Origin of the sequence: Thermanaeromonas toyohensis ToBE (genome assembly GCF_900176005.1) — a bacterium.
GTDB classification, from domain to species: domain Bacteria; phylum Bacillota; class DSM-521; order Neomoorellales; family Neomoorellaceae; genus Thermanaeromonas; species Thermanaeromonas toyohensis.
Genome location: NZ_LT838272.1, coordinates 1,289,737 through 1,313,935, shown reverse-complemented (window position 1 = coordinate 1,313,935; position 24,199 = coordinate 1,289,737). Strand labels below are relative to the sequence as shown.

General features: G+C 47.9%; 24 protein-coding genes. All 24 read right to left on the bottom strand.

Translation table 11 applies throughout. The annotated features are described in order from the left end of the window. Positions 1–12: 12 nt before the first annotated feature. The gene (locus B9A14_RS06515; protein WP_084664927.1) at positions 13–333 is read right to left on the bottom strand and encodes a hypothetical protein; all 321 of its coding nucleotides are present in this window, start codon (positions 331–333) and stop codon (positions 13–15) included. Between the two features lie 45 nt (positions 334–378). Then, positions 379–549 (bottom strand): aspartyl-phosphate phosphatase Spo0E family protein, encoded by a 171-nt coding sequence (locus tag B9A14_RS16960; RefSeq protein WP_157109794.1) that lies wholly within the window; start codon positions 547–549, stop codon positions 379–381. Next, positions 546–920, bottom strand: coding sequence for a dUTPase (locus tag B9A14_RS06505; RefSeq protein ID WP_084664925.1), 375 nt, complete (start codon positions 918–920; stop codon positions 546–548). The genes B9A14_RS16960 and B9A14_RS06505 overlap by 4 nt, the downstream gene beginning before the upstream one ends. Positions 921–944: 24 nt before the next feature. Continuing rightward, positions 945–2,210, bottom strand: coding sequence for a M16 family metallopeptidase (locus B9A14_RS06500; RefSeq protein WP_084664924.1), 1,266 nt, complete (start codon positions 2,208–2,210; stop codon positions 945–947). 4 nt (positions 2,211–2,214) lie between these two features. Further along, complete coding sequence (locus tag B9A14_RS06495; protein WP_084664923.1) at positions 2,215–3,309, bottom strand: D-alanyl-D-alanine carboxypeptidase family protein; 1,095 nt, start codon at positions 3,307–3,309, stop codon at positions 2,215–2,217. Positions 3,310–3,384: 75 nt separating this feature from the next. Beyond that, positions 3,385–4,137, bottom strand: coding sequence for a polysaccharide deacetylase family protein (locus B9A14_RS06490; protein ID WP_157110051.1), 753 nt, complete (start codon positions 4,135–4,137; stop codon positions 3,385–3,387). A gap of 106 nt (positions 4,138–4,243) precedes the next feature. After that, positions 4,244–6,463 (bottom strand): polyribonucleotide nucleotidyltransferase, encoded by a 2,220-nt coding sequence (locus tag B9A14_RS06485; protein WP_084664922.1) that lies wholly within the window; start codon positions 6,461–6,463, stop codon positions 4,244–4,246. Between the two features lie 143 nt (positions 6,464–6,606). Beyond that, the gene (gene rpsO, locus B9A14_RS06480) at positions 6,607–6,876 is read right to left on the bottom strand and encodes a 30S ribosomal protein S15 (RefSeq protein ID WP_084664921.1); all 270 of its coding nucleotides are present in this window, start codon (positions 6,874–6,876) and stop codon (positions 6,607–6,609) included. 125 nt (positions 6,877–7,001) lie between these two features. Then, entirely contained in the window at positions 7,002–7,223 is a 222-nt protein-coding gene (locus B9A14_RS06475; protein ID WP_084664920.1) for a hypothetical protein, read from the bottom strand. 69 nt (positions 7,224–7,292) lie between these two features. Then, the gene (locus tag B9A14_RS06470) at positions 7,293–8,240 is read right to left on the bottom strand and encodes a bifunctional riboflavin kinase/FAD synthetase (protein WP_231967954.1); all 948 of its coding nucleotides are present in this window, start codon (positions 8,238–8,240) and stop codon (positions 7,293–7,295) included. 39 nt (positions 8,241–8,279) lie between these two features. Next, positions 8,280–9,206 (bottom strand): tRNA pseudouridine(55) synthase TruB, encoded by a 927-nt coding sequence (truB, locus tag B9A14_RS06465; protein ID WP_084664918.1) that lies wholly within the window; start codon positions 9,204–9,206, stop codon positions 8,280–8,282. Beyond that, positions 9,187–10,173, bottom strand: coding sequence for a DHH family phosphoesterase (locus tag B9A14_RS06460; RefSeq protein ID WP_084664916.1), 987 nt, complete (start codon positions 10,171–10,173; stop codon positions 9,187–9,189). The genes truB and B9A14_RS06460 overlap by 20 nt, the downstream gene beginning before the upstream one ends. A 6-nt stretch (positions 10,174–10,179) precedes the next feature. Next, entirely contained in the window at positions 10,180–10,527 is a 348-nt protein-coding gene (gene rbfA / locus B9A14_RS06455) for a 30S ribosome-binding factor RbfA (RefSeq protein ID WP_084664914.1), read from the bottom strand. Positions 10,528–10,543: 16 nt separating this feature from the next. Then, positions 10,544–13,147, bottom strand: coding sequence for a translation initiation factor IF-2 (gene infB, locus B9A14_RS06450; protein ID WP_084664912.1), 2,604 nt, complete (start codon positions 13,145–13,147; stop codon positions 10,544–10,546). Between the two features lie 14 nt (positions 13,148–13,161). After that, the gene (locus tag B9A14_RS06445) at positions 13,162–13,485 is read right to left on the bottom strand and encodes a L7Ae/L30e/S12e/Gadd45 family ribosomal protein (RefSeq protein ID WP_084664910.1); all 324 of its coding nucleotides are present in this window, start codon (positions 13,483–13,485) and stop codon (positions 13,162–13,164) included. After that, positions 13,485–13,757: an RNase P modulator RnpM gene (gene rnpM, locus B9A14_RS06440; protein WP_084664908.1), complete on the bottom strand. Its 273-nt coding sequence runs from the start codon at positions 13,755–13,757 to the stop codon at positions 13,485–13,487. The genes B9A14_RS06445 and rnpM overlap by 1 nt, the downstream gene beginning before the upstream one ends. Positions 13,758–13,786: 29 nt before the next feature. Then, complete coding sequence (nusA, locus tag B9A14_RS06435; RefSeq protein WP_084664906.1) at positions 13,787–14,857, bottom strand: transcription termination factor NusA; 1,071 nt, start codon at positions 14,855–14,857, stop codon at positions 13,787–13,789. 14 nt (positions 14,858–14,871) lie between these two features. After that, entirely contained in the window at positions 14,872–15,345 is a 474-nt protein-coding gene (gene rimP / locus B9A14_RS06430) for a ribosome maturation factor RimP (protein ID WP_422938469.1), read from the bottom strand. A 208-nt stretch (positions 15,346–15,553) separates the two neighbouring features. Next, on the bottom strand, positions 15,554–16,273 hold the full coding sequence (locus tag B9A14_RS06425) for an ABC transporter ATP-binding protein (protein ID WP_084664902.1): 720 nt from the start codon (positions 16,271–16,273) through the stop codon (positions 15,554–15,556). Then, entirely contained in the window at positions 16,273–17,046 is a 774-nt protein-coding gene (locus tag B9A14_RS06420) for an ABC transporter ATP-binding protein (protein ID WP_084664900.1), read from the bottom strand. The genes B9A14_RS06425 and B9A14_RS06420 overlap by 1 nt, the downstream gene beginning before the upstream one ends. After that, the gene (locus tag B9A14_RS06415; protein ID WP_084664898.1) at positions 17,027–18,043 is read right to left on the bottom strand and encodes a branched-chain amino acid ABC transporter permease; all 1,017 of its coding nucleotides are present in this window, start codon (positions 18,041–18,043) and stop codon (positions 17,027–17,029) included. The genes B9A14_RS06420 and B9A14_RS06415 overlap by 20 nt, the downstream gene beginning before the upstream one ends. Before the next feature lie 83 nt (positions 18,044–18,126). Beyond that, positions 18,127–19,011, bottom strand: coding sequence for a branched-chain amino acid ABC transporter permease (locus tag B9A14_RS06410; protein WP_084664896.1), 885 nt, complete (start codon positions 19,009–19,011; stop codon positions 18,127–18,129). 70 nt (positions 19,012–19,081) lie between these two features. Continuing rightward, positions 19,082–20,236: an ABC transporter substrate-binding protein gene (locus B9A14_RS06405; protein WP_084664894.1), complete on the bottom strand. Its 1,155-nt coding sequence runs from the start codon at positions 20,234–20,236 to the stop codon at positions 19,082–19,084. Between the two features lie 349 nt (positions 20,237–20,585). Continuing rightward, entirely contained in the window at positions 20,586–24,194 is a 3,609-nt protein-coding gene (locus tag B9A14_RS06400; protein WP_197686572.1) for a PolC-type DNA polymerase III, read from the bottom strand. Positions 24,195–24,199: the final 5 nt, after the last annotated feature.

Below are 24,199 nucleotides of genomic sequence, written 5' to 3'. Positions count from 1 at the left end.
CTATTGCATCACCTACCGTTTTCTATGGCGTGGCCACCAGGCTAGAATTAACGGCTGGATAAGGGCTACTAAAATGGCTACTAGAGCCAAGGGATCTAGGGACCATCCCCCAAAGGAGATGCTCTCTGGTACTGTAAGTTTAAGAAAGCTAACCATCATGACCAGGGAGAGGTATATCCCTCCAGCGATACCTACTAGTTCAGCCAGTGCTCGGGAAGCTGGACTAGGCAGATTCTCTCCACTACCAGAAATCTGGTATGTCCGCATTTTAACCTTTAGTGCCCCATAAAAAAGTAAGAGCAGGAGGCTGAGCATACTTATAGATCCCCACATTAATGCCACCTCCTGCTAAAAGATATGGTAACACCAGCATTTCTATTACTTGGAATATTTCCTTTGGAGCCTAGTGTATTCCACTACCATGGCATCTATTTGCCGGCTTAAATTAGCTACTTCCTGGCTATCTACACGGCTCCCTCGGCTTAAAACATCCTCTAGCTGACGGCGTAACTTTTCTATCTCTTGGGCTAGGATATTAGCCTTATTCACTTGGCTTCTCCCTCCAGCCGGACATAACCTTTTCGCGAAGATAGCCCCCTTTGCCTTCGGAAATTTTCTGCATTTTTGGCTACATAAGTCTGGTATAACTCCTCAGCGCTTACCCCAATTTTTAGGCACATGCTAACAAAGAAGTGTAAAATATCCGCTAGCTCTTCCTTGAGAGCCTCCCGGTTTAAGGGATGCGGGATCTTCCACCATTTGAAATTAACCTCTTCAAGAAGTTCGGCTAACTCTACTATTATAGCCATAGTTTCCTTTTGTACCCAAGTAGACAAGTCCTGTTCGGGAAGCTGATGGTTCTTTTCAATCTCAGCATCTAGCTTTGCTTGAAGTTCGAAAATATGTTGGAGGCGGTCCACTAGCCTTATCCTCCTTTAAAGACTTTATAATCCTACTTGCCTAGCTAGCATCTTAAGATCTAATTCCTCCAGGGGCGGTCCTAAAGTGGTCAAGGACAGGCTTTGGGCAGAAAACAAGTTCTTGGCTACCCTTTGTACATCTTCCACTGTTACTTTAGTGAGATTTTCTATCACCTCTTCTGTTGTGATTACCCTTCCAAAGGAAAGCTCAGTTTTTCCCAAGCGGCTCATCCGATGGCTTACGTTCTCTTGATTAAGGAGCAAGTTGCCACGAATCTGGTCCTTAGTGCGCTTAAGCTCCTTCTCCGTAACTCCCTCGTTTTTTAAGATAGCAAGTTGCTTTAAAATAAGTTCCACTACTTGCCGAAAGTTAGAAGGGCTAGTACCAGCATATACAGTAAACAGCCCACTATCAACATACCCTGCATGATAAGAATAAACCGAATAAGCTAGGGCATTATCCTCGCGTATAAGCTGGAATAAACGTGAACTTATACCCCCGCCCAAAATATTGTTTAAAGCCTGCAAAGCATAAATATCTTCATCATCTTGGGCAAGGCCAGGGGTACCCAGGCAGATCTGAACTTGCTCGGTATCTTTAATATTTATACTTATCCCGGGTCTGTCATGGGGTGGATAATAAACAGCCGGCTCCCCGGGGAGTTCCCGCTGTCCAAAAGCCTTGGCCAGTTTCTCTTCCAGCTCCTGGGTCTTAAAATTGCCGGCTGCAGCTAGGACGATGTTGCGGGCATTATAATGCTCATGATAATAATTACAAATGCGTTCTCTATTCAGCCCTTCTATGGATTGGAAGGTGCCTAAGATGGCCCTTCCTAAGGGATGACCGGGCCAGACAGTTTGGGCAAACAAGTCGTGAACTAATTCATCTGGAGAATCCTCATACATTTTTATTTCCTCTAGGATAACCTTCTTTTCTTTTTCAATGTCCTCTAAGTTGAAGCGGGGATTAAAAAGCATATCGCTTAAGACATCGATGGCTAAGTCCAGATGTTCTGCTAGCACTCGGGTATAAAAACAGGTGTATTCTTTGGTAGTAAAGGCATTAAGCACTCCGCCAACGGATTCTAGGGCCTCGGCAATTTCCCTAGCGCTCCTTTTTTCAGTTCCTTTAAAAAGCAGATGCTCTATAAAGTGGGAAACCCCGTGATTTTCCTCGGTCTCATTTCGCGAACCCGCCCGTACCCAAACTCCTAAGGCTACAGAATGAACAAAAGGGATCTCTTCACTTACCACCCTTATGCCATTGTCTAAAGTTATTTTTCGATACATCCTTTCACCACTTCCAGAAGGGAATTAATCCTCTCTCTGCGGGCACCCCCTCTTCAGCCACCAAGTCAGCGGAAGAAACTTCCTTCCCCTGATATAAGAGGACAATCCGACCTAGAACTTGTCCCTTCTGGACCGGTGCTTTTACTTGGGGGAAAAGAATCACCCGCTTTTCCAATTGATCCATCTTTTCCGTGGGAACCGCCCAGGCTACCTCCTGGGCAGTTACAACCCCTATTTCCTTTTTCTGGCCACAAGGTACGTAAATCATGGCAACCCTTTGTCCACCTGGTACCTTCTCCAAGTAAAAATTACTAAATCCGTAATCCAATAAAACCCTAGCATCTTCATATCTATCCTCGCTCCTCAAGACCACGGCTATGAGCTGCCGACCCTCCCTTGTAGCTGAGGCCACCAAGCATTGCCCTGCTGCATTGGTAGTACCTGTCTTTACACCATCAGCTCCTTTATAACTCTCCAGAAGGCGATTGGTATTGTATAGATAGCGGGGCCCATCAGAAGTCATAATCTTAGCCTGGCGGGTCTTTACCATTTGGCGGAAGAGGGGAATGGTTAGGGCATAGCGAGTAATAACCGCTAAATCGTAAGCTGTACTATAGTGGCCTTCGGCAGGCAGGCCGTTGGGATTTACGAAATGGCTCTGGAAGGCTCCGAGTAAAACAGCCTTTCGGTTCATAAGCCAGGCGAAGATTTCTTCTGAACCCGCCAGATGTTCGGCTATAGCTACTGTCGCATCATTGCCAGAATTTAACAGGGCCCCTTTAATAAGATCTTCCAGACGTAGTACCACCCCTGGTACTAGATCAATACTAGCTCCTGGAGTACTAGCTGCATATTTACTCACTTTAACATAGTCATCCAGGCGCCCCAATTCCAAGCCCAAAACAGCTGTCAATATCTTGGTGGTGCTGGCTGGGGGGCGCTCCTGGTGAGCATTCTTAGCATAAAGGACTTGACCTGTACTAGCTTCTAAAAGAATAGCTCCCGGAGCACTAACCCAAGGTGCTTCTGCTGCCTCTCCTACTAAGGTAAAACTTATACACAAAAAAAAGACGGTTAAAATCTTCCCCCAGAAATTCATTCCTTTTCCTCCTCGAACAATTTTATCACCTTCTATTATGTTCGAGGAGGAACTTTAGTATTAATAACGTCCACTTTATAAGATCTCGGATACCGTAACCAGGGCGTATCCACGCTTTTTTAATCCATTAATAATACCTGGTAAAGCCTGGGTAGTGGCGGCTGTCGGATGAAGCTGAATTATAGCCCCGTTCTGGCTATGGGATATTACCGTTTTTATAATATCTTCTGGTTTAGTGCCTGGCAAGTAGTCCCCTGGATTTATAGTCCAGAGGATAAATTTATACCCTAACTCTACTGCTGCAGCTATGACATGGGGTTTATTCTCTCCATAGGGAGGAGTATAAAGAGCAGGTTTTCGGCCTATCAAACCCATAAGCACTTCCTCTGCTCGCTTTATATCCCGGCGTATTTCCTCTCGGCTTAAATTATTTACATGCAGATGGCCGTAACCATGATTCCCCACCTCATGGCCAGACTCAGCCACCTTTCTAACCAATTCTGGAAACTTATCTGCCCACTGCCCTGTGAGGAAAAAGGTGGCTCGTACCTTCCCTTGGGAAAGAAGTTCCAATATTTGGGGAAGATGCTCTTCCCCCCAATCCACATTAAATACCAGGGCTATAGCTTTCTTATTTGCATCACCCTGGTATATAGGAACTACCTTAGTCACATAAACCGTCCGTGCCGCCCACCATAGCCAACCGCCAAACACCAATCCCAAAGCTAGGACTACTAAACCCCAAAATATCAGTCTCTGGCGCCGCCAGTAGAGCACACGCAAATCTTTCACCCGCTTCCCTTTAGCTTTTGCCTTAAGTCCATACATAAATATATGCTCTACTGGCAAAGGGTTAGTAATCTAAAAATGATCAGCGAACACTATCCGGCATCAGAACAACCAGGAATAGAATATCGCTTAAGATTCTAAGTGCTTAGCGAACCCGGCGTTCACGACCAGGGCGTCGATAAGTAGGCCGCGTGGGCGCAGGAGAGCTCTGTAGAGATCGCAGGGCTTCTTTACGAGACAGCCTTACCCTTCCCTGGGAATCAAACCCTATGGCCTTCACTAATATTTCGTCCCCTTCTTTCACTACATCCTCTACACGGCTTACCCTTCCCTCGGCCAGTTGGGAAATATGCACCAGGCCCTCCTTACCAGGCATCCCTAGGACACCTGGTATAATCTCTACGAAAGCACCAAAGTCAGTTATCCTGGTGACGCGACCGTTGTAAATCTTACCCACTTCTATATCCTTGGTAAGGGCTTCTATAATTTGAAGGGCCCTTTCCCCGGCTTTCGCATCATTAGCAGCAATAAATATACGGCCATCATCCTCAATATCTATTTCTACCCCCGTCTCTTCTATAATCTTTTTAATTACTTTGCCTCCGGGGCCGATGATATCACGTATTTTATCAGTGTCCACCACGGTGGTGAGCATCCGTGGGGCATAAGGAGACAATTCCTTCCTGGGCTCCGGGAGCACTTCTAGCATCTTTTCTAAAATATATAGGCGAGCACGGCGAGCTTGTTCCAAGGCCTGAGCCAGGATGTTACGATCGATCCCGGGGATCTTAATATCCATCTGCAACGCGGTTACTCCTCGGGCTGTACCTGCAACCTTAAAATCCATATCTCCTAAGGCATCTTCGATCCCCTGGATGTCGGTTAGGATGGCGACTTTATCCCCTTCCTTGACTAGGCCCATAGCCACACCGGCCACCGGAGCCTTAATGGGAACCCCGGCATCCATAAGAGCTAGGGTACTACCGCATACACTCCCCATGGAAGTGGAACCGTTGGAACTCAACACCTCGGACACAAGCCTAATAGCGTAAGGAAACTCCTCTTCAGAAGGGATCATAGGCTCTAAGGCACGCTCGGCTAAGGCGCCATGGCCTATCTCACGTCGGCCAGGAGCTCGTATGGGCCGCGCTTCTCCCACAGAGTAAGGTGGAAAGTTGTAGTGATGCATATAGCGTTTAGACTCTTCTACTCCCAGGTCATCCAATATCTGTTCATCGCTTACTGACCCTAAGGTAGTTACAGTAAGGATCTGGGTTTCTCCTCGGGTGAATAACGCCGAACCATGCGTCCGCGCCAGGACTCCTACCTCACAGCTTATGGGACGGATCTCATCTAGCTTTCGGCCGTCTACCCGTATCCCTTCCTCCAATATCAACTTCCGGACGATCTCCTTCTCCACCTGGGTCACAATGTCACTAATTTGTCTCGCTAGTTCAGGTTGTTCCACAGCGGCCTCGCTGTGAGTGGCCAAGACCTCTTGGATGATGGCCTCCTTACAAGCTTCTAGATTTTTTTCCCGTACTTGCTTTCCCCATCTTTCCGCTATTCCCTGGCGTATCACCTCTTCTAACCTACTCCAAGCCAGAGACCGGGTAGCCTCCTCAATCCCCGGATATAGCTCTATTACAGGAACTTCTTGTTTTTCTCGGGCTAACCCTAAATCTTTAGCTTCCTGGCAAAACTCCTGTATAAAAGCCACAATACGCTTGATTTCTTCGTGGCCGGCCATTATAGCTTCCAAAAGGAGATCCTCCGGTACCTCATCAGCTCCCGCTTCCACCATCATAACCGCCTCATAGGTACCAGCCACTACTAAGTGAAGTTTGCTTTCTTCTTCCTGTTTTAGGGTGGGGTTTATTACAGGCTCCCCGTTGATGAGGCCTACAGCTACGGCTCCTATAGGTCCATTAAAAGGAATATCAGAAAGGGTTAGCGCAGCTGAAGCGCCTATTATCCCAGCTACATTGGGGGGGCAATCCTGATCTACTGATAGAACAGTAGCTACTACATGCACATCATTCCGATAACTTTTGGGAAAAAGGGGACGGATAGGCCGATCGATCAAACGGCTGGAAAGGATGGCTTTTTCGCTAGGTTTTCCTTCCCTCTTTATAAAGCCCCCTGGTATTTTACCAGCCGCGTATAGCCGTTCTTCATAATCAACAGTTAGTGGAAAGAAGTCAATACCTTCCCGAGGTTGAGGTGAGGCTGTGGCGGTAACCAGTACCATAGTGCCTCCGTATTGGACTAGGACGGCACCACCAGCCTGCCTCGCTAGCCGACCCGTTTCTAAAATAAGGTCCCGGCCGGCTACGGTAAGCGCTTTACGCAATACTGGTTGCATGAACTTCCCTTTTCCTCCCCTGTTGTTAACCTGGATAATCTAGTATTTCTTCGACATTTATCATAGTATTTCCTGCAGGACAAGCTCTTAAATCCCCCCAGGCTACAAATAAAAGGAGCGGCTTTCCCGCTCCCGTTGTGTTATTAATGCCTCAAACCTAGTGTCTCCACTAACTGGCGGTATCTTTCCATATCATTCTCCCGGAGATAATTGAGTAAACGCCGGCGCTGGCCTACCATTTTAAGAAGGCCTCGACGTGAATGATGGTCCTTACGATGTATCTTAAGATGCTCGGTTAAAGAATTAATACGTTCCGTTAGGATAGCTATCTGAACTTCTGGCGACCCCGTATCCGTTTCGTGCCTCTGGAAGCGTTTAATAATTTCCTGTTTCTTTTCCTTTTCTAAAGCCATGGAATTTACCTCCTTAAATGCTTAATCGCCCACTGCCAAGGGAAGCGCCGGAGGCTCGCCTCTCCTAGCCTGGGTTCATTGTTCATTTTGTTAGTATTATAAAATAAATAGCCAAGCCCGTGCAACTATTTCCCGATAATTGTAATGACCAATCGTCCAGCCGGTACATCCTTAATAACTAGGTCGAAGGCTCTACCCGAGGAAGCTAGGAAACCGCGGAATCTAGTAGCTACTACGATGTGTCCTGGGATCTTAAGGGCGGCGGACATGACATCGCTTATATCTATACCTTCCTGCCGTAGTTCTTTTAAGCGTTTTCGCCCATGGGAAGTAAGAATAACCCGCACCTACCCGCACCTCGCACCAGCTCCGCTTACCCGGGAAGCCCATTAGAAAATTAAGCTACCATAATCATCTTACGTCACTTTAAAAGAGCTGGTTACGCCTTTTAAGATTTGCCTAGCCCTCCTTATATCGGCTCCTATTTGCTCGATCAATTCATGGGAGCTGGCGAAGGATTTTTCTGGCCGCAGGAAATACCTTAATTCAAGCTTGAGTTTTTCTCCATAGAGGTAACCAGAAAAATCCAATAGATGAACCTCCACCGTGGGTACAAGGTTAGAACCGAAGGTGGGCCGCTTCCCTATGTTTACTATTCCCGCCTGCCAGGAACCGTTAGGAAGCTTAACACGGCAAGCATATACTCCGTAAGCGGGAAGCCTAACTTCTGGCTCCACAGCTATATTAGCCGTAGGAAAACCTAAAAGCCGGCCACGTCCCTCACCTGAAACTACATATCCTACAAGGGTAGGCCAGTATCCTAGGAATTCCCTGGCTAGGGCTACATCCCCTGCGGCTAATGCCTCTCGGATGGCAGTGCTACTGACGAGATGGTCACGTACCTTTACAGGGGGGATAACCTCTACCTCAAAGCCTAGCTCCCTTCCCAGGGCAGCCAGCAAGTAAGGATTACCCCGCCCCCCCCGGCCAAAGGTATAGTTAAAACCTACTACCACTAAAGAAGGGTAAAAATAAGTCCACAGGATTTGTCGCACGAAAGCCTCTGGAGTTAAAGAAGCAAGGTTTAAATCAAAGGGTAAAAAATAAAGAAAATCAACCCCTAACCCAGCTATGAGCTCCATTTTTTGCTCTTTAGTGGTAAGTAAGCCCGGTGGATCATCCGGGGTAAGCACTAAAGCTGGGTGGGGATCGAAAGTGACAACTACCGCAGGGCACCCTTTCTCCTGGGCCTTCTTAACTGTGGCATGAATAAGCTCCTGGTGTCCCCGGTGGACACCATCAAAGTTTCCTAAAGCTACACAACATCCCTTTACGGCGTCAGTACCTTGTAAACCGTACCGCACCCTCATATTGCCTCGTTTCCTCGTCGTCTTAAGATCGCTCTAACCTGAAGAGAAAATAACCTTTTCGGGTTTTAAAAGTCCTTCACCCATCCTTTCTGAGTATATGGCTATACCCAATAATTTCCCTTCTTCTTGGTGTAACCGCACCCGTGCTCCCCTTGGAAGCTCAGCAGGCAATTCCTGGCAAAGGGCCGCGGGCAGAAAATGGCCGTTTAAAAACCTTTCCACCCCTTCCTGTTTGACCACTACAGCAGGTAAATGCTGCACCCCGGCTTCTGGCGGCAAAAGAAAATCCCGACACCCCTCTTGAACAGCCCTGGCAATCTCTTCTAAGGTCCAAGCAGTCTCTACTTTAAACGGTCCTGCTTGTGTCCTTAAAAGAAATAATGAAGTAGCCCCACAACCTAAAAATTCTCCTAGGTCGTGGCAAAGGGTTCGCACATAAGTACCTTTAGAACACATTATTTCAAGAAGGGCCCGCGGGTAGGGCCCCTCAGGCCATATCCTTACTAATCGTAGGTCATATATGGTGATCTTTCTTGCCTGGCGGGGCAATTCCTTACCTTCCCGGGCCAGGTTATAAAGACGCCGACCCTGGTGGCGTAAAGCCGAAAACATAGGAGGAACCTGCTCTAGTTCCCCTGTGAAGTGGGAAAGGGCACGAAGAAGGACCTCTTCCTCCAGCCTTTCTACTGGAGAGCACTCTATCACCTCTCCCTCCAGGTCGTGACTGGTGGTTTTAAGGCCAAAAATCACCTCTACCCGATAGGACTTGCGCTCCGCCTGAATGTATTCTAGAAGCCGGGTAGAGCGACCTATAGCTACCGGTAATACCCCGGAAGCTAAAGGGTCCAAGGTGCCGCCATGTCCAGCCCTTTCTACCCCTAATATCTGGCGCAGGCGGTCCACTACCCCCCGTGAGGTAGGTCCGGGGGGTTTTAACACATTAATAAAGCCTTCCAGCATGATTTAAACGCTCCCCCACCGCCTTAATCACCTGTTCCACCGCCTCTTCTAACGACCCGCGAATGAGGCAGCCTGCGGCCCGTTTGTGTCCTCCGCCACCAAAGAGAGCAGCCACTTCATTAACATCTAGTTGCTTTTTTGAGCGTAAAGCTACCTTAATAACCCCCGGCTCCAATTCCCTGAAGACCGCTCCTACTTCTACACCGGCGATAGAGCGAGGATAGTTTACCAGCCCCTCAGCATGTTCTCCCTTTGCACCTAGTTTTTCCATTACTTCCTGTCTGACTACCAACCACGCCACCTTCCCCTCATAAGCTAAGGAAAGGGTAGGCAAAACTTCAGCCAGGAGGCGGATAGACAAAAGAGGCTTATTTTCCCATAAATTTTCTCGAATAAGGGCTAGATCCGCCCCCAAATCTACCAACTCAGCAGCGAGCCTCAAGGTACGGGATTGGCAGTTTTCAAACTGAAAAGAACCTGTATCAGTTACCAGGGCAGTATACAGGGCTGTAGCTATGGCGGCATCTATGCATATTCCATCTATTTCCTTTAGCACAGCGTAAATCAGTTCCCCTGTAGCAGCGGCTCCTTCATCCACAAAGTTAAGATCACCAAAAAAAGTGTTACTAACATGGTGATCGATGTTAATTATCCGCCGGACTTTCTGTCTCCAGGAACTAAAACCTTCCTCTACCCTTTCTAAATCTGTACAATCCACCACTATAAGGAGAGAGGGTAGGAAAGGGACCTGATTAGGGAACAATAATTCCTTGCTACCGGGAAGGAAACTATACATCTCAGGTACCGGATCACCTATTACAGCCGCCACTCGGGCCCCCAGCTGACCCAAGGCTCTAGCCAAGGCCAAGGTGGAACCTATACAGTCCCCATCGGGTAGCCGGTGAGAAGCGATGACTACTTCTTTAGCTTGGGTCAGCTCAGCAGCTATCTCGGCTGCTATACCCATGATACCTTACCCTTCCTCCGCTTTAATCCGGGATAAAAGTCGGGCTATCCGGTCCCCGCGTTCGATAGACTCATCGTATTTGAATACAATCTCCGGCACTAAGCGGAGCTTTATCCGCCGGCCTATCTCCCGGCGGATAAAACCCGTAGCCCGGGCTAACGCCTCTAGGGTTTGCTTCTTTTGTTCCTCATCTCCATAGACGCTGACATACACCTTGGCGTGCTGCATATCACTAGATAGCTCCACATCGGTCACGGTTACAAAACCGATCCGGGGATCTTTTATTTCATCTTGCAAAAGCTCGGCTATTTCTTTTTTCATCTGTTCTGCTACCCGTTCCACCCTTATCGACATAGGAGCTTTCGCCTCCTTATAACTCGCGTCTTATCTCTTCAATAGTATAAGCTTCTATAATGTCGCCCTCCTTAATATCGTTAAACTTCTCCAGCCCAATACCACACTCGAACCCTTGCGCCACTTCGCGGACATCATCCTTAAAGCGCTTAAGGGAGGCGATGCGTCCTTCATAAATAACTACTCCGTCACGTATTAACCGCACCAGGGCCCGGTTAACAATCTTCCCTTCGCTAACGTAACAACCAGCCACGGTACCCACTTTAGGAACCTTAAAAGTAGCTCGGACTTCCGCACGGCCTAAGAAAACCTCGCGTTTTTCAGGTTCTAAGAGCCCAACCATGGCAGCTTTAATATCATCCAATACTTCATAAATAACTCGGTATAAGCGAATCTCGACTCCAGTACCCTCAGCTGCCTTGCGGGCGTTAGCATCCGGCCGTACTTGGAAACCGATGATTATAGCCTTGGAAGCAGCTGCCAGCATAACATCAGTCTCCGTGATGGCGCCTACTCCGCTGTGGATGATATTCACCTTTACTTCCTCGTTGGAGAGACGTTCTAGACTATTCCGCAAAGCCTCCACGGAACCTTGCACGTCAGCTTTAAGAATAACCTTGAGCTCCTTAAGTTGTCCTGCTTCCATTTGCTTAAAGATCTCGTCCAGGGAAGTCTTAGCAGCAACCTGTAGCTCTTTTTGCCTTTTCTCTATCAGGCGTTCCTCAGCCACCTGGCGGGCCAGCTTTTCGTCTTCTACCACTTGGAATATATCTCCAGCTTCCGGCACATCATTAAGGCCTAAAATCTCTACCGGTGTAGAAGGTGGGGCTTCCTGTACCCGGTTACCCCGGTCGTCAAGCATGGCCCGGACCCGGCCATAGACGCTCCCAGCTACCAGAGTATCCCCTACTTTTAGAGTGCCTTTCTGCACCAGTACAGTAGCCACTGGCCCGCGTCCCCGATCTAGCTTGGCCTCAATAACTACCCCGCGAGCAGGTCGATCCGGATTGGCCTTGAGCTCCTGTAAATCAGCGACCAAAAGGATCATTTCCAGGAGCTGCTCCAAGCCCTGCTTCTTTAAAGCCGAGACTGGTACCATAATAGTATCTCCACCCCATTCTTCAGGTACCAGCTCGTATTCGGTTAGCTGCTGCTTGATCCTCTCTGGGTTAGCATCCGGCTTATCGATCTTGTTAATAGCTACAATAATAGGCACGTTAGCTGCCTTAGCGTGGTTTATGGCCTCCACTGTCTGGGGCATTACCCCATCATCGGCAGCTACTACCAGTACAGCTATATCTGTAACCTGGGCTCCCCGAGCCCGCATGGCCGTGAAGGCTTCATGTCCTGGCGTATCCAGGAAAGTTATCTTACGGCCATTAACTGTTACCTGGTAGGCTCCTATATGCTGGGTAATTCCGCCAGCTTCTGTCGCTGTAACATTAGTATGCCGGATGGCATCTAAAAGCGATGTCTTCCCGTGGTCTACATGACCCATAACCGTTACTACTGGCGGTCGCGGCTTAAGGGTGGCGGGATCGTCGGGGATATCTGGAAGCTCTGTTATAGGCCTTTCTATCTTGATCTCTACTTCAGCACCCAACTCCTGAGCTGCGATGGCCGCTGTATCCACATCGAGCTCTTGATTTATGGTAGCCATTACGCCCAGGCTCATAAGCTTCTTAATTACCTCGGCTGCTGTCTTATTTAATTTTTTAGCCAACTCCTGTACAGTTAAGGGCCCGCTCAAGACAACATGCGGTACCACTCGAGGAGGCTCCGGTTGTTCCTTAACCTTAGGCCGAGGCTTTTCCCGCCAGACTAGGCGTTCTTCTTCCCGTTCTTCTTCCAAGAATCTATCCCGGATCCTCTCCCGGGCTTTAGCTTCAATTTTACCAGGGCGCTCCCGTCTCTTCTCCTGAGTTTCCTTAGTCCCCAACTCTGGGGGCTTAGGGATGCGCAACGGCTTGCTTTCCGCCCGTTTACGGAGGGGCCTAGCGGTATCCAGGGGGGTCACTTTACCCTTACGTTCCTTTTCGCGCCGTTCCCGTCCTCGCGGACGAACCTTTTCCCCCTTCTCTGGTTTATCTATCTTCTCTACCTTTTCCACTCTACTAGAAGTTATAGGCGCTACTTCTGGTTTCCCTGGCGAAGCTTTAGCTATCTTTGCCACTTCCCTCGACCTTTCCGGTGGTGCCGAAGGCTTCTCTTCTACAACTGCTTCAGCCTTAGCTACTCCTTCAGCCTTCTCCCGTAATACCACTTCCTGCTGTTCTGGCACTGGGACCTGCTTAAGTTCTGCAGTCGCCCCTCCTTCTTCAGGACGCTCCTGGGGTAAAACAGGTTGAGGCGCTGCCGGTTGTACGTTAGTCTCTCCAACGTGGGTGGCCGGCCCAGGAGCACCTTCTGTCTCAGTAGCACTCTGGATTGCAGCTTGCGCCGCAGCTTTCGCCGCCCGCCTTAAGTGTCGATAATAGTTCCGTATTTTAATAACCTCTCCATTTTCCAAGACACTCATATGCGACCGGGTATAAATACCAAGGCTAGCCATAGTATCCATGAGTTCTTTATGGGAAACTCGTAATTCCTTGGCTAGTTCAAAAACCCTGGTTTTAGCCATCTTCCCACCCCCGCTTATCTCAATGATTTACCATCAACCCCCTTTAGGGCTTGTTGTATCAAGCTAGCAAAGCCAATATCCTTTAGACCTATCACAGCGCAAGGTTCTTTACCTAAAGCACAACCTAGCTCTTGTTTAGTACCCCCTATCGCTATTTTAACACCAGCTCTGCGGCAGGCCTGTTGGAAATCCTCCTGCAAGCGTGAACTCGCATCTTTTGCTATCCAAACAAAATGAATTTCACCTTTTTTAAGCCCGGCTTTTACCGCTCGGGCACCCCAGGCTAACTTACGGGCACGGAGGGCCAGCCCGAAAATCTCCCGCACTTTCCGTTCCATCAATCCTCATTCCGCAGGCTAGCTTCTAATTCAGCTAGGATCTCAGGGCTAATCTGAACCCCCAAAGCCCTCTCTAAGGCCCGGCTTTTAGCAGCTTTCTGGAGGCACTCCAACTTAGGGCAAAGATAGGCCCCCCGCCCGGCTTTCTTACCTGTAGGATCAATAAGCACCATGTGTTCCGGTGTACGTACTACCCTTACTAATTCTCTTTTATCCTTACGTGCTCTACAACCCACGCACATACGCAAGGGTATTTTTTTAGGACGCGGCACTTTCTTTTTCTCCTCCAAAAAGTTAAAACTTAAAACTCAAAATCCTCATCATCCCAACCATGCCAATCGCCAGCTTCGCTTTCACTCTTAATATCGATCTTCCACCCAGTAAGTTTGGCTGCCAAGCGGGCGTTTTGCCCTTCTTTACCTATTGCTAAGGATAGCTGATTATCTGGTACGATAACTCGCCCTACCCTATTTTCATAATCAATTTCCACATCTAAAACCCGAGCCGGACTTAAGGAGTTAGCCACAAATACTGCAGGGTCGTCGCTCCACTTGATGATATCTATTTTTTCTCCCCGCAATTCGTTAACTACTGCCTGAACCCGGATTCCTTTGGGTCCTACACAAGCTCCTACAGGATCCACCTTTTCCTCCCGCGAATAAACTGCTATTTTCGACCTTGTCCCTGCCTCACGGGCCACCCCCTTAATCTCCACTATCCCGTCATGGATCTCCGGTACTTCTAACTCGAAAAGTCGTTTAAGAAGGCCAGGATGGGTACGGGATACAAAAATCTGCGGTCCCTTGGTAGTTTTTTTAACTTCCAAGATGTAAATTTTTATTCTTTCTCCCTGAGTATATACCTCAGAAGGTATCTGCTCTGATGGGGTCATTATAGCCTCTGCACGGCCTAGATCGATAATCCAGTTTTTGCCTTCCTGCCTGCGCACAATTCCAGTGGCTATATCATTTTCCCGAGCGATAAATTCCTCATAAATCAGGTTTCTCTCCGCTTCCCGTATGCGCTGGATTACCACCTGTTTAGCTGTCTGGGCTGCTATTCGGCCGAACTCCTTAGGAGTAACTTCCTTCTCTACTATATCTCCTACCTCGTAATTCGCGTTCAATTTTCTAGCTTCCTCCAGGCTTATCTCCACTCGGGGATCATTAACCTTCTCTACTACCCTTTTCTGGGCCAAGACTTTTATCTCCCCTGTTTCCGGTTGGATATGGATCCGCACGTTTTGGGCTGAACCAAAATTCTTTTTATAAGCAGAAACCAAAGCTGCTTCAATAGCCTCCAAAAGTACCCCTAGCTGTATTCCTTTCTCTCGCTCTAAATCCTTTAAAGCATGGATAAACTCTGTATTCATCCTTAAAGCCCCCTTCACTCCTTTCCCGGTTCATACTTTAATCTTGCACTAGCTATGGCTGGGCGGGGGATTCTAAAATGTTCTCCGGTGGTAGTAAGTATATGGACCTCATCCCCTTCCAGGCCCAAAAGCCGACCTTCAAACCGCTTACGACCTCCTATAGGAGCAAAGGTACGCACGCTAACCAAGCGGCCCCGGAAACGGTGGTAATCGGCCTCTTTCTTAAGGGGTCTCTCCACACCGGGCGACGAGACTTCTAAATAGTAACTGTGGGGAATGGGGTCAGCCCGGTCCAGCTCCTCCCCTATCACTTCGCTTACCTTTTCGCAATCCTCTAAGCTTATGCCGCCTGGTCCGTCGATAAATATCCGCAAAAAATACCTCTGCCCCTCCTTGCAGTATTCTACATCTACCAGCTCATAGCCCATGCTTTCTATAATGGGTCCTACCAGGCCTTCAACAGTAGCCGCTATTTTGCTCAAAGGGATTACCTCCTCAACATAAAAGAGTGGGCATGCACCCACTCTTTCCCTGCTAAAAAGCTCATACTACACAAAAGTTAGAGACCTACATTAACCTAGCCTTAGTATAACATAGGTTTCATCCCTCTGCAACCCTTAAGGCCCTAGGTTATCCCCACTTTTAAACCCCAGCCTCTTGGGCTTTCGCTCGCGAAAGTTTCCCTCATAGATTCCTTTAGCTTGCAAAGGAAAGTTCCCCCAGATATGCCGAGCGCACTTTAGGGTTATCCCGTACCTCTTTCGCTGCACCTTCCAACACTAGCTTTCCGGTTTCTAATACATAGGCTCGGTGAGCAATTTGTAAGGCCATAAAAGCATTTTGCTCCACCAAAAGAACCGTCGTGCCCTCACGGTTGATGTTCTTTATAATCTCAAATATTTCTTCCACCAGGATGGGGGATAATCCCATGGAAGGCTCATCCAAAAGGAGAAGGGAAGGCTTGGACATTAAACTCCGCCCCATGGCCAGCATCTGCTGTTCGCCACCTGAAAGGGTGCCTGCCAGTTGCTTTACTCGCTCTTTCAACCGGGGAAAACTTTTAAATACCCTCTCTAGGCTCTCTTCGATTTCTTGCTTATTGCTCCGGGTATAGGCCCCCATTTGCAGATTCTCCAAGACCGTGAGGTTAGGAAAAATCTTGCGCCCTTCAGGGACATGGGCCACACCCATACGAACTATGGTATGGGCCGGGACCCGGCTTATGTCCGTTCCCCGGAAAAGAATTTTACCCCGACGGGGCCGCACTAACCCTGAAATGGTACGCAAAGTCGTGGACTTACCGGCTCCGTTAGCTCCTATAAGGGTTACAATTTCGCCTTCATTAACTTTAAAGGATATACCGTGGAGGGCCTGTATAGACCCATAAAACACTTCCAAATCCTTAACTTCTAACATCAGTTGACTACGGCCCCCTTTCCCAGATAGGCCTCCAGCACAAGAGGATTATTGCTTACCTCGCGAGGTGTTCCTTCAGCAATGATCTCTCCGAAATCCATCACCACTATCCTCTCACACAGGTTCATAACCAGGCCCATCTGGTGCTCAATCAGTAACACTGTAAGCTGGAACTTATCTTTAATGAAGCGGATCAATTCTATCAAGGAAGCCACTTCTCGTGGATTCATCCCTGCCGCCGGTTCATCCAAAAGAAGGAGCTTGGGTTCTAAAGCTAAAGCCCGAGCTATCTCCAAGCGGCGCTGGTCGCCATAGGGGAGACTTCCTGCCGGGTCCTGCTCACGGGAAGCCAAATTCACTACCTCCAATAGCTCCCTCGCCCTAGCCAAGGCCTGTTCTTCTTTATGGGCATATCGTGGACCATGGAGAGCTGCCTGCCAAAGCCCATACCCGTTCTGAACGTGGAGAACTGCGCGCACATTATCCAGTACACTCATATTCTTAAAGAGCCGTATGTTCTGAAAGGTACGGGCAACCCCTTTAGCAGCAATCTTATATGGAGGTAGACCCACCAAATTTTCTCCTTGAAATATTATACTCCCAGAAGTGGGAGGGATCAGGCCTGTAATCAAATTAAATACAGTGGTCTTACCAGCTCCATTCGGCCCAATAAGCCCCACTATCTCCCCTTTTTCCATCTTAAGATGAAAGTTAGATACAGCTCTTAAACCTCCAAAATCCTTACATAAGTCCTTAACCTCCAAAAGAGGCATGTTTCCCCTCCTTTCCCAGTGTTCTGTCTTGACTAAGGGAAGGGAATAACAGCCTCCACTCCTTACCACTAAAGAGACCTTGGGGGCGAAGAAGGATGGTTACGATTAAAATAAGGGCATAAATTATCCCTCGCCAATCCACGAAAGCCTGACCCAAAACTATTCGTAAACCTTCCAACAGGAAAACCCAGGCTATAGCCGTAACTACGGTTCCCGATATACTCCCCAATCCTCCCAGTACAACTATAAGAAGGAAGTCAAAGGATTTAAGAAAATCAAAGCTACTGGGGTGGAGATAGGGGTAGCGGTAAGCATAAAGCCCCCCTGCTAGTCCAGCCAAAGCACATCCTAACACAAAAGCCAGGATTTTGTAACGTGTAGTATCGATACCTAACGCATCAGCTGCAATTTCATCTTCCCGTATACTTAGCCACGCTCGCCCGTAACTCGAGGTAACCAGATTGCACACTAAGACAAGCGTCCCTGCCGCAAACCAAAAAATCCAGTCGAAATTGGCTACTTGAGGGATCCCGGTCATTCCCGTGGCACCGCCCAGGGGTGGATAGAGCTTGTTGGAATTTTCCATGGCTACCCTAACGATTACCCCAAACCCCAAAGTAGCTATTCCCAAATAATCGGAACGCAGCCTTAAAATAGGAATCCCTAATAGGAAAGCTATAAAACCAGCCATCAAGACTCCGGCCAAAAGGGCCAACAAAAAATAGGCTAAATTCCCGTGGCCCCATACTTTACCTATTACCCCTGCTGTATAGGCACCTATCCCATAGAAGGCTGCATGACCTAAGGAAAACTGTCCAGCAAAACCATAAATAATGCTTAGCCCTAAAGCTCCTATAGTGGTAATCAATGCTTGATCTAAAACTCTTTGCCAATAATCGTTTATCAACCCTACTAAACCCAAAAGCTTTAATACCACATAAAGGGCACCGAATAGCCCCCCTAAGACGATTGGCCGCCGCAATATAGGAATCACCATCCTTCTATCCTTCTATTACGCTTTTCCCTAGGCTATCCTCGGCAACGTGCGGCACGCAACGTACCTCGCCTTCTATCGCGGTATTACACCTTTTCCGGGTCGCTGCGGCCCAAGATGCCTGAAGGTCGAACCAGAAGCACAACAATAAGAATTAAAAAAGCTATAGCATCTCGCATCTGGGAGGTGAGGTAAGCTGCTGTAAGGGTTTCCACTTGTCCCATAATAAGGGAACCGAGGACGGCCCCTGGGATGATACCTATCCCCCCCAATACCGCTGCCGTGAAGGCTTTAAGGCCAGGCATAATACCCATAAACGGATAAATCTGAGGATAAGCTAAGGTATATAGCACTCCGCCAGCTGCAGCTAAAGCAGAGCCCAGGGCAAAGGTGAAGGAAATTATAAAATCCACATTTATCCCCATTAAACGTGCAGCATCATGGTCAAAGGAAACCGCCCGCATAGCTGTCCCTATCTTAGTCCGATACACAAGATACTGGAGAACCAAGAGTAAAAGGATGACTACAGATACAATAATAACTTGGATATTGGTAATTGGTATACCACCCAAATTCCAATGTATTTCCTTTAAAGGTGGTTGTACCACCCGGAAATTAGGTCCAAAGACGAATTTAAGGCTAGAAAAATATTCCAAAAAAAGAGATACTCCCAAAGCACTTATAAGTGCAGCTATGCGCGGAGCATATCTTAAGGGCCGGTAGGCTACCCGTTCTATGAGGATCCCTAATAAAGCGCATAGGACCATAGCGATAAGAACAGCTCCGAAAAGCGAAAACCCCCAAAAGGTATAGGCGAAATAGCCTATAAATGCACCTACCATAAAGACATCGCCATGGGCAAAATTAATAAGCTTAATTATACCATAAACCATGGTATAGCCCAGGGCGATTAAAGCATACACAAATCCCAACTGAAGACCGTTAATAATCTGCTCCAATAGGCGTTCCAAAGACTCTTACCCCCTACCCTCTAATTCGAAGGGGAGGGGCAATAACGCCCCTCCAGGTCTTTATTTTTTATCACGGGTTTATAGTAGTTACATAAACTTGTTTTCCACCCTTGATCTGAATTATATGGGCAGGTTTAACAGGGTCTCCATTGGCATCAAAGGTGATCTTCCCAGTAACCCCAGGGAAATCTTTAGTGGCTTGTAGAGCTTCTTTGATTTTTACTGGATCATTACTGTTAGCTGTTTTAATAGCATTTAACAGAAGGTTAGTGGCATCATAAGCTAAAGTACCCAAAGCATCTGGTACGGTACCATATTTTGCCTTATATTGTTGTATCCATTTCTGTACCTCTGACCGAGGGTCGTCTGGAGAATAGTGATTGGTAAAGTACCCACCTTCCATGGCAGCAAAGTCCAATTCAGAAGAATCCCAGCCATCCCCTCCCAGAAACACAGCTTTAATACCTTTACCCCGGGCTTGCTTCCCAATTAAGGAAACTTTTTGGTAATAATCTGGGAGATAAAGTATATCAGGATTCTTCCCCGCAATGTTGGTTAAGACGGCAGAGAAATCTTGATCATCCTTGGAATAAGACTCCCAGGCCACAACCTGACCACCACCAGCTTCAAAGCTTTTCTTAAAAGCTTCAGCTAGACCCTTGCTATAGTCATTACCCTGATCGTACAAAACAGCAGCCGTTTTAGCCTTGAGATTTTCACGAGCAAACTGCGCTGCTACCTTGCCTTGGAAAGGATCTAAGAAACAGGCCCGAAAGACAAACTCCTTACGTTTGTTGTCCACCGTAACCTTAGTAGCTGTAGCCGTAGGAGTAATTAGTAGCACTTTCTTACTGTTGGCAACCTCTGAAATAGGTATGGTCGTCCTGGAAGTTACCGAGCCGACAATGGCTTGAACCTTATCTTGGGAAATAAGCTTATCTGCCACATTTACGGCCTCTGTAGCATCATTCCGGTCATCAGCGATTACATATTCAATTTTATAATCCCCAGCTTTCATGCCCGCCTGTTCCAGCGCTAAAAGAAAAGCATTCTTCGCGGATTCCCCGAAGGTTTTCACGTCACCAGTAAGTGGGGCTATAAACCCAATTTTTATAGTCTTTTCACCCGTACTAGTCTGGCTAGTCTTACCGCTGCAGCCCGCCAAAGAAAGGGCAACAGTAACAAGTAAGATTAACAGAATAAACCAAGCTTTTTTTCTTTCCATGAGAAGCTCGTTCCTCCTTCCCCCAAGAATTGGTTTTAAATGTTCTAATTTGATAAATTAAGTATTTTTGTTTTAGATCACCGCTAACTGTCCTTTAATCTAACACGTCCCCCCTCCCCTTAAGTTCATACTAAAAAATCAAATGCCTTTTTTATTCGCCAATAACTCCAACGTTTCCTGCTTTTTTATTTACCCTTTCTTATCTTTGGGCACCCCCATAAAGCCTATTCTAAAAAAGTAAACGCTTCCCCGCTTAAGGGAAGCGCCTTCGCTTCTACTATAGAGTATATACCCTTTAAAAAAACTTGTAAAGAAAGGAAAATAAACTTTCTTGGTCTAGAACGCTAATCTAAAAGAGCACTAGCTGGTCAGTGGCTGGTAGGCTAGACAGGCACCCGTGCTTCTCTAGGACTTCTAGGACTGCCCGATTAACCCGCGCCCGACGTTGAAGATCTTCTATAGACGTAAACGGCTTCTCTTGGCGGGCTCGTACGATGGCCTCCGCCGCGGCCTTCCCCACACCGGCTAAAGCAGCCAGTGGAGGCAACAGTTCCCCCGGCGCAATAAGGAAGCGCGTTGCATCTGATGTAGCAATATCTACTCTCTTTAGTTTTATCCCCCGGCAAAACATCTCCCGGGCTACTTCTAAGATAGTAAGAAAATTCTTGTCCCGAGCAGTAGCCTCGTTCCCTTTACGCTCTAAAACTTCAATTTCCTGGCGGATCCGCTCCGGTCCTTGGCAGATAATATCAGCATCGAATTCTTCAGCGCGTACACTAAAGAAAGCAGCATAAAAGGCTTCAGGATAGTATACTTTATAAAAGGCGATCCGGAAGGCCATCATAACATAAGCTACAGCGTGGGCCTTAGGAAACAAATAAGTAATTTTTTTACAAGAGTTAATAAACCATTCCGGCACACCAGCGGCCAGCATCGCTTCTTCGTACTCTTTTTTAACCCCTTTCCCTTTCCGTACATCCTCCATAACCCGGAAGGCCAGTTCAGGGGCTACTCCCTTCTGGATTAAAAAGTTCATTATGTCATCCCGGGTAGAAATAGCCTCGCTTAACTTAGCTATTCCGTTTTTGATCAACTCCTGGGCGTTGTTTAGCCAAACATCTGTTCCATGGGAAAAACCGCTAATACGTACGAGTTCAGAAAAAGTTTTAGGTCGTGTCTCTTCCAGCATCTGCCGGACGAAACGGGTACCGAACTCCGGAATACCTAAAGTCCCTACCTGGGAACCTATATCCTCAGGTCTAACCCCCAAGGCTTCCACACTAGAAAACAAGGAGAGGGTTTTCTTTTCATCCAACGGAATACTCTTGGCCGGTACCCCCGTCAGGTCTTCTAGCATTTTAAGTACAGTAGGATCATCATGGCCTAGAAGATCTAACTTCACCAGACGTTCACTTAAAGCTTCATAATCGAAGTGGGTAGTGATCACATCGCTATCCTGGTCGTCGGCCGGATGCTGCAAGGGGGTAAACAAGTGCACATCCAGCCCACGGGGAACTACCATAAGGCCCCCTGGGTGCTGGCCAGTAGTACGTTTTACTCCGCTACAACCTTGCACCAATCTGTTGATCTCGGCCCTCCTTAAGGTCAGCCCCCGTTCTTCTAAGAACTTCTGGACAAAACCAAAGGCAGTTCGTTCAGCTAAAGTAGCAATAGTACCAGCCCGGAAAACGCAGTCTTTGCCGAACATCTCTTCAGCGTACCTGTGCGCCCGGGCTTGATATTCCCCGGAAAAGTTAAGGTCAATATCCGGCACTTTATCCCCTTTAAACCCTAGAAAAACTTCAAAGGGAATGTCATGCCCATCCTTATCTAGCTTGGTCCCGCATTGGGGGCAAAGCTTATCTGGCAAGTCGGCTCCTGAAGCAAAACTACCATCCTGTATAAACTCGCTATAATGACAGGCTGGACACCGGTAATGGGGGGGAAGGGGATTAACTTCTGTAATACCCGCCAGGGTAGCCACCAGGGAGGAGCCCACAGAACCCCGGGAGCCCACCATATAGCCATCTTCATTAGATTTTTTCACTAATTTGTGAGCGATAAGGTATAACACAGCAAAACCGTGGCTGATAATAGCATTTAGCTCCTTGTCCAGGCGAGCCTGCACAACAGGAGGTAAAGGGTCGCCGTACCAGGCCCGAGCTTGTTCCTGGACAAGGCGGACGAGTTCCTCTTCAGCCCCAGGAATTTCAGGTGGGTAAAACTCGCTAGGAACAGGCTTAACTTCTTCTATGGACTCCGCTAGAGCCCGCGGGTTATCTATAACTACTTCCCTCGCCACCTCCTCCCCCAGATAACTAAATTCTTCTAGCATTTCTTCGGTTGTCCGGTAGAAAAGGGGCGCTTGGACCTCATCCTCATAACCCTGACCGGCAAGAAGTATCTGGCGGAATACGCCATCTTCAGGTTCCAAAAAATGAACATCACCCGTAGCCACCACAGGTTTCCTGAGCTTCCGGCCCAGCTCCACTATCTTACGGTTCATTTCTTGCAGAGCTTCTCTATCAGGAAGCTTCCCTTCCCGGATTAAGAATTCGTTGTTGGGCAGGGGTTGGATTTCTAGATAATCGTAAAAAGAGGCAATGTTAGCCAGCTCTTCTTCCCCTGCGCCAGCCAGGTAATGCTGTACCAACTCTCCAGCTTCGCAAGCTGTACCTAGCAAGAGGCCCTCGCGGTAGTGGTTCAGGAGCCTTCTGGGTATGCGGGGTTTACGATAAAAGAATTCTAGATGGGACGCGGAGACTAAGCGGTAAAGGTTGTACAACCCCTGTTGGTTTTTTACCAGGATTACTATATGATACGTTTTCTGCTGATCGGGCGGTAATCCAGAATCGTCGTCGTACAAATATCCCTCCATCCCGTAAATTACCTTAACTCCGTACTTCTTGGCTGCTTCAGCTGCCAAGGGAAAGGCTTGAACTACACCGTGATCGGTAATGGCCACCGCTCCATGTTGCCAGAGGGCAGCTAAGCGTATGGCCTCTTCCACCTCCGCCACCCCATCCATAGCACTCATCTTAGTATGTAAGTGCAATTCCACCCTCTTCACTGGGGCCAAATCCTGTCGCTGCCGGGGATCAGTAAGCTCCACATCTTTAGCCACCAGGATCAGTTCCTGGGTATGGGTATCATACTGTACGTCCCCCCGTACTAAAACCCAGTCGCCAGCCTGCAATCCCCTCTCTTTTAAAGGTCCTTCCGAGACAAAAGCTTTTACTGTGATGCTATCCGTACGGTCCGTAAGGTCGAAGGTAAAGACCATTCTGCCGCTCTTAAGGGCCCGGGCAAAAGAATTTAACACTTCCCCCCGGACTATTACCTGCCTTTCCTCGTCTAGAATATCCTTTAAGGGGCGTTCCTGTCCCTTGATCTTTTTACCTAAAAGTACCCTATCCTTACAAACATCCCCTACTCCATTATCTTTAAGTTTATCGTTCTGAACCTGAGAGGTTTGTAAAACCTTTTGAACCTCTTTAATCTCCATCTCCCGGGAAACCCGTATTAGCTCTTGGTTATAATCCTCATCAGATTTCAGTTCCACTTCTACAGGATAGCCTAGCTTCTGGGCGAGAACCTTTTCCAGGATAGTATTACAGCCCTGTTCATGTAAAATCTCTTGGGCGAGCCGACCAGGTAGCACAAGTTCCCAGCGGTCTTGCTGTCCTATCAAGCGTGCCCCTGCTAACCAGGGTCTCGTTCCTTTGTCCAGCCGGAGGGCCACTTCCTGCAAAATATGATCCTCCCACGCCTCCCCATCATCTTCCGGCTGAACCACCCGTTTCACTTCCACCTCCAAGTCCGGAAACTCTTCCCTCCAAAATCTTAGCCAAGCTTCCTCTTCCTTAGGGTCTAAATCCTTTCCCCCTACCCAAATACGGCACCGTCCCTGCCGACGATACACTTCTATTTTATGGACAGCTCTAGGATCCACGGCCATAAAAC

Bases quoted from the DNA above. Each gene is read 5' to 3' on its own strand.
- B9A14_RS06515 (WP_084664927.1), bottom strand. From the start codon at position 333: ATGTGGGGATCTATAAGTATGCTCAGCCTCCTGCTCTTACTTTTTTAT.
- B9A14_RS06500 (WP_084664924.1), bottom strand. From the start codon at position 2,210: ATGTATCGAAAAATAACTTTAGACAATGGCATAAGGGTGGTAAGTGAA.
- B9A14_RS06495 (WP_084664923.1), bottom strand. From the start codon at position 3,309: ATGAATTTCTGGGGGAAGATTTTAACCGTCTTTTTTTTGTGTATAAGT.
- B9A14_RS06490 (WP_157110051.1), bottom strand. From the start codon at position 4,137: ATGTATGGACTTAAGGCAAAAGCTAAAGGGAAGCGGGTGAAAGATTTG.
- B9A14_RS06485 (WP_084664922.1), bottom strand. From the start codon at position 6,463: ATGCAACCAGTATTGCGTAAAGCGCTTACCGTAGCCGGCCGGGACCTT.
- rpsO (WP_084664921.1), bottom strand. From the start codon at position 6,876: ATGGCTTTAGAAAAGGAAAAGAAACAGGAAATTATTAAACGCTTCCAG.
- truB (WP_084664918.1), bottom strand. From the start codon at position 9,206: ATGCTGGAAGGCTTTATTAATGTGTTAAAACCCCCCGGACCTACCTCA.
- B9A14_RS06460 (WP_084664916.1), bottom strand. From the start codon at position 10,173: ATGGGTATAGCAGCCGAGATAGCTGCTGAGCTGACCCAAGCTAAAGAA.
- rbfA (WP_084664914.1), bottom strand. From the start codon at position 10,527: ATGTCGATAAGGGTGGAACGGGTAGCAGAACAGATGAAAAAAGAAATA.
- infB (WP_084664912.1), bottom strand. From the start codon at position 13,147: ATGGCTAAAACCAGGGTTTTTGAACTAGCCAAGGAATTACGAGTTTCC.
- B9A14_RS06445 (WP_084664910.1), bottom strand. From the start codon at position 13,485: ATGGAACGGAAAGTGCGGGAGATTTTCGGGCTGGCCCTCCGTGCCCGT.
- nusA (WP_084664906.1), bottom strand. From the start codon at position 14,857: ATGAATACAGAGTTTATCCATGCTTTAAAGGATTTAGAGCGAGAGAAA.
- B9A14_RS06425 (WP_084664902.1), bottom strand. From the start codon at position 16,273: ATGTTAGAAGTTAAGGATTTGGAAGTGTTTTATGGGTCTATACAGGCC.
- B9A14_RS06420 (WP_084664900.1), bottom strand. From the start codon at position 17,046: ATGCCTCTTTTGGAGGTTAAGGACTTATGTAAGGATTTTGGAGGTTTA.
- B9A14_RS06415 (WP_084664898.1), bottom strand. From the start codon at position 18,043: ATGGTGATTCCTATATTGCGGCGGCCAATCGTCTTAGGGGGGCTATTC.
- B9A14_RS06405 (WP_084664894.1), bottom strand. From the start codon at position 20,236: ATGGAAAGAAAAAAAGCTTGGTTTATTCTGTTAATCTTACTTGTTACT.
- B9A14_RS06400 (WP_197686572.1), bottom strand. From the start codon at position 24,194: ATGGCCGTGGATCCTAGAGCTGTCCATAAAATAGAAGTGTATCGTCGG.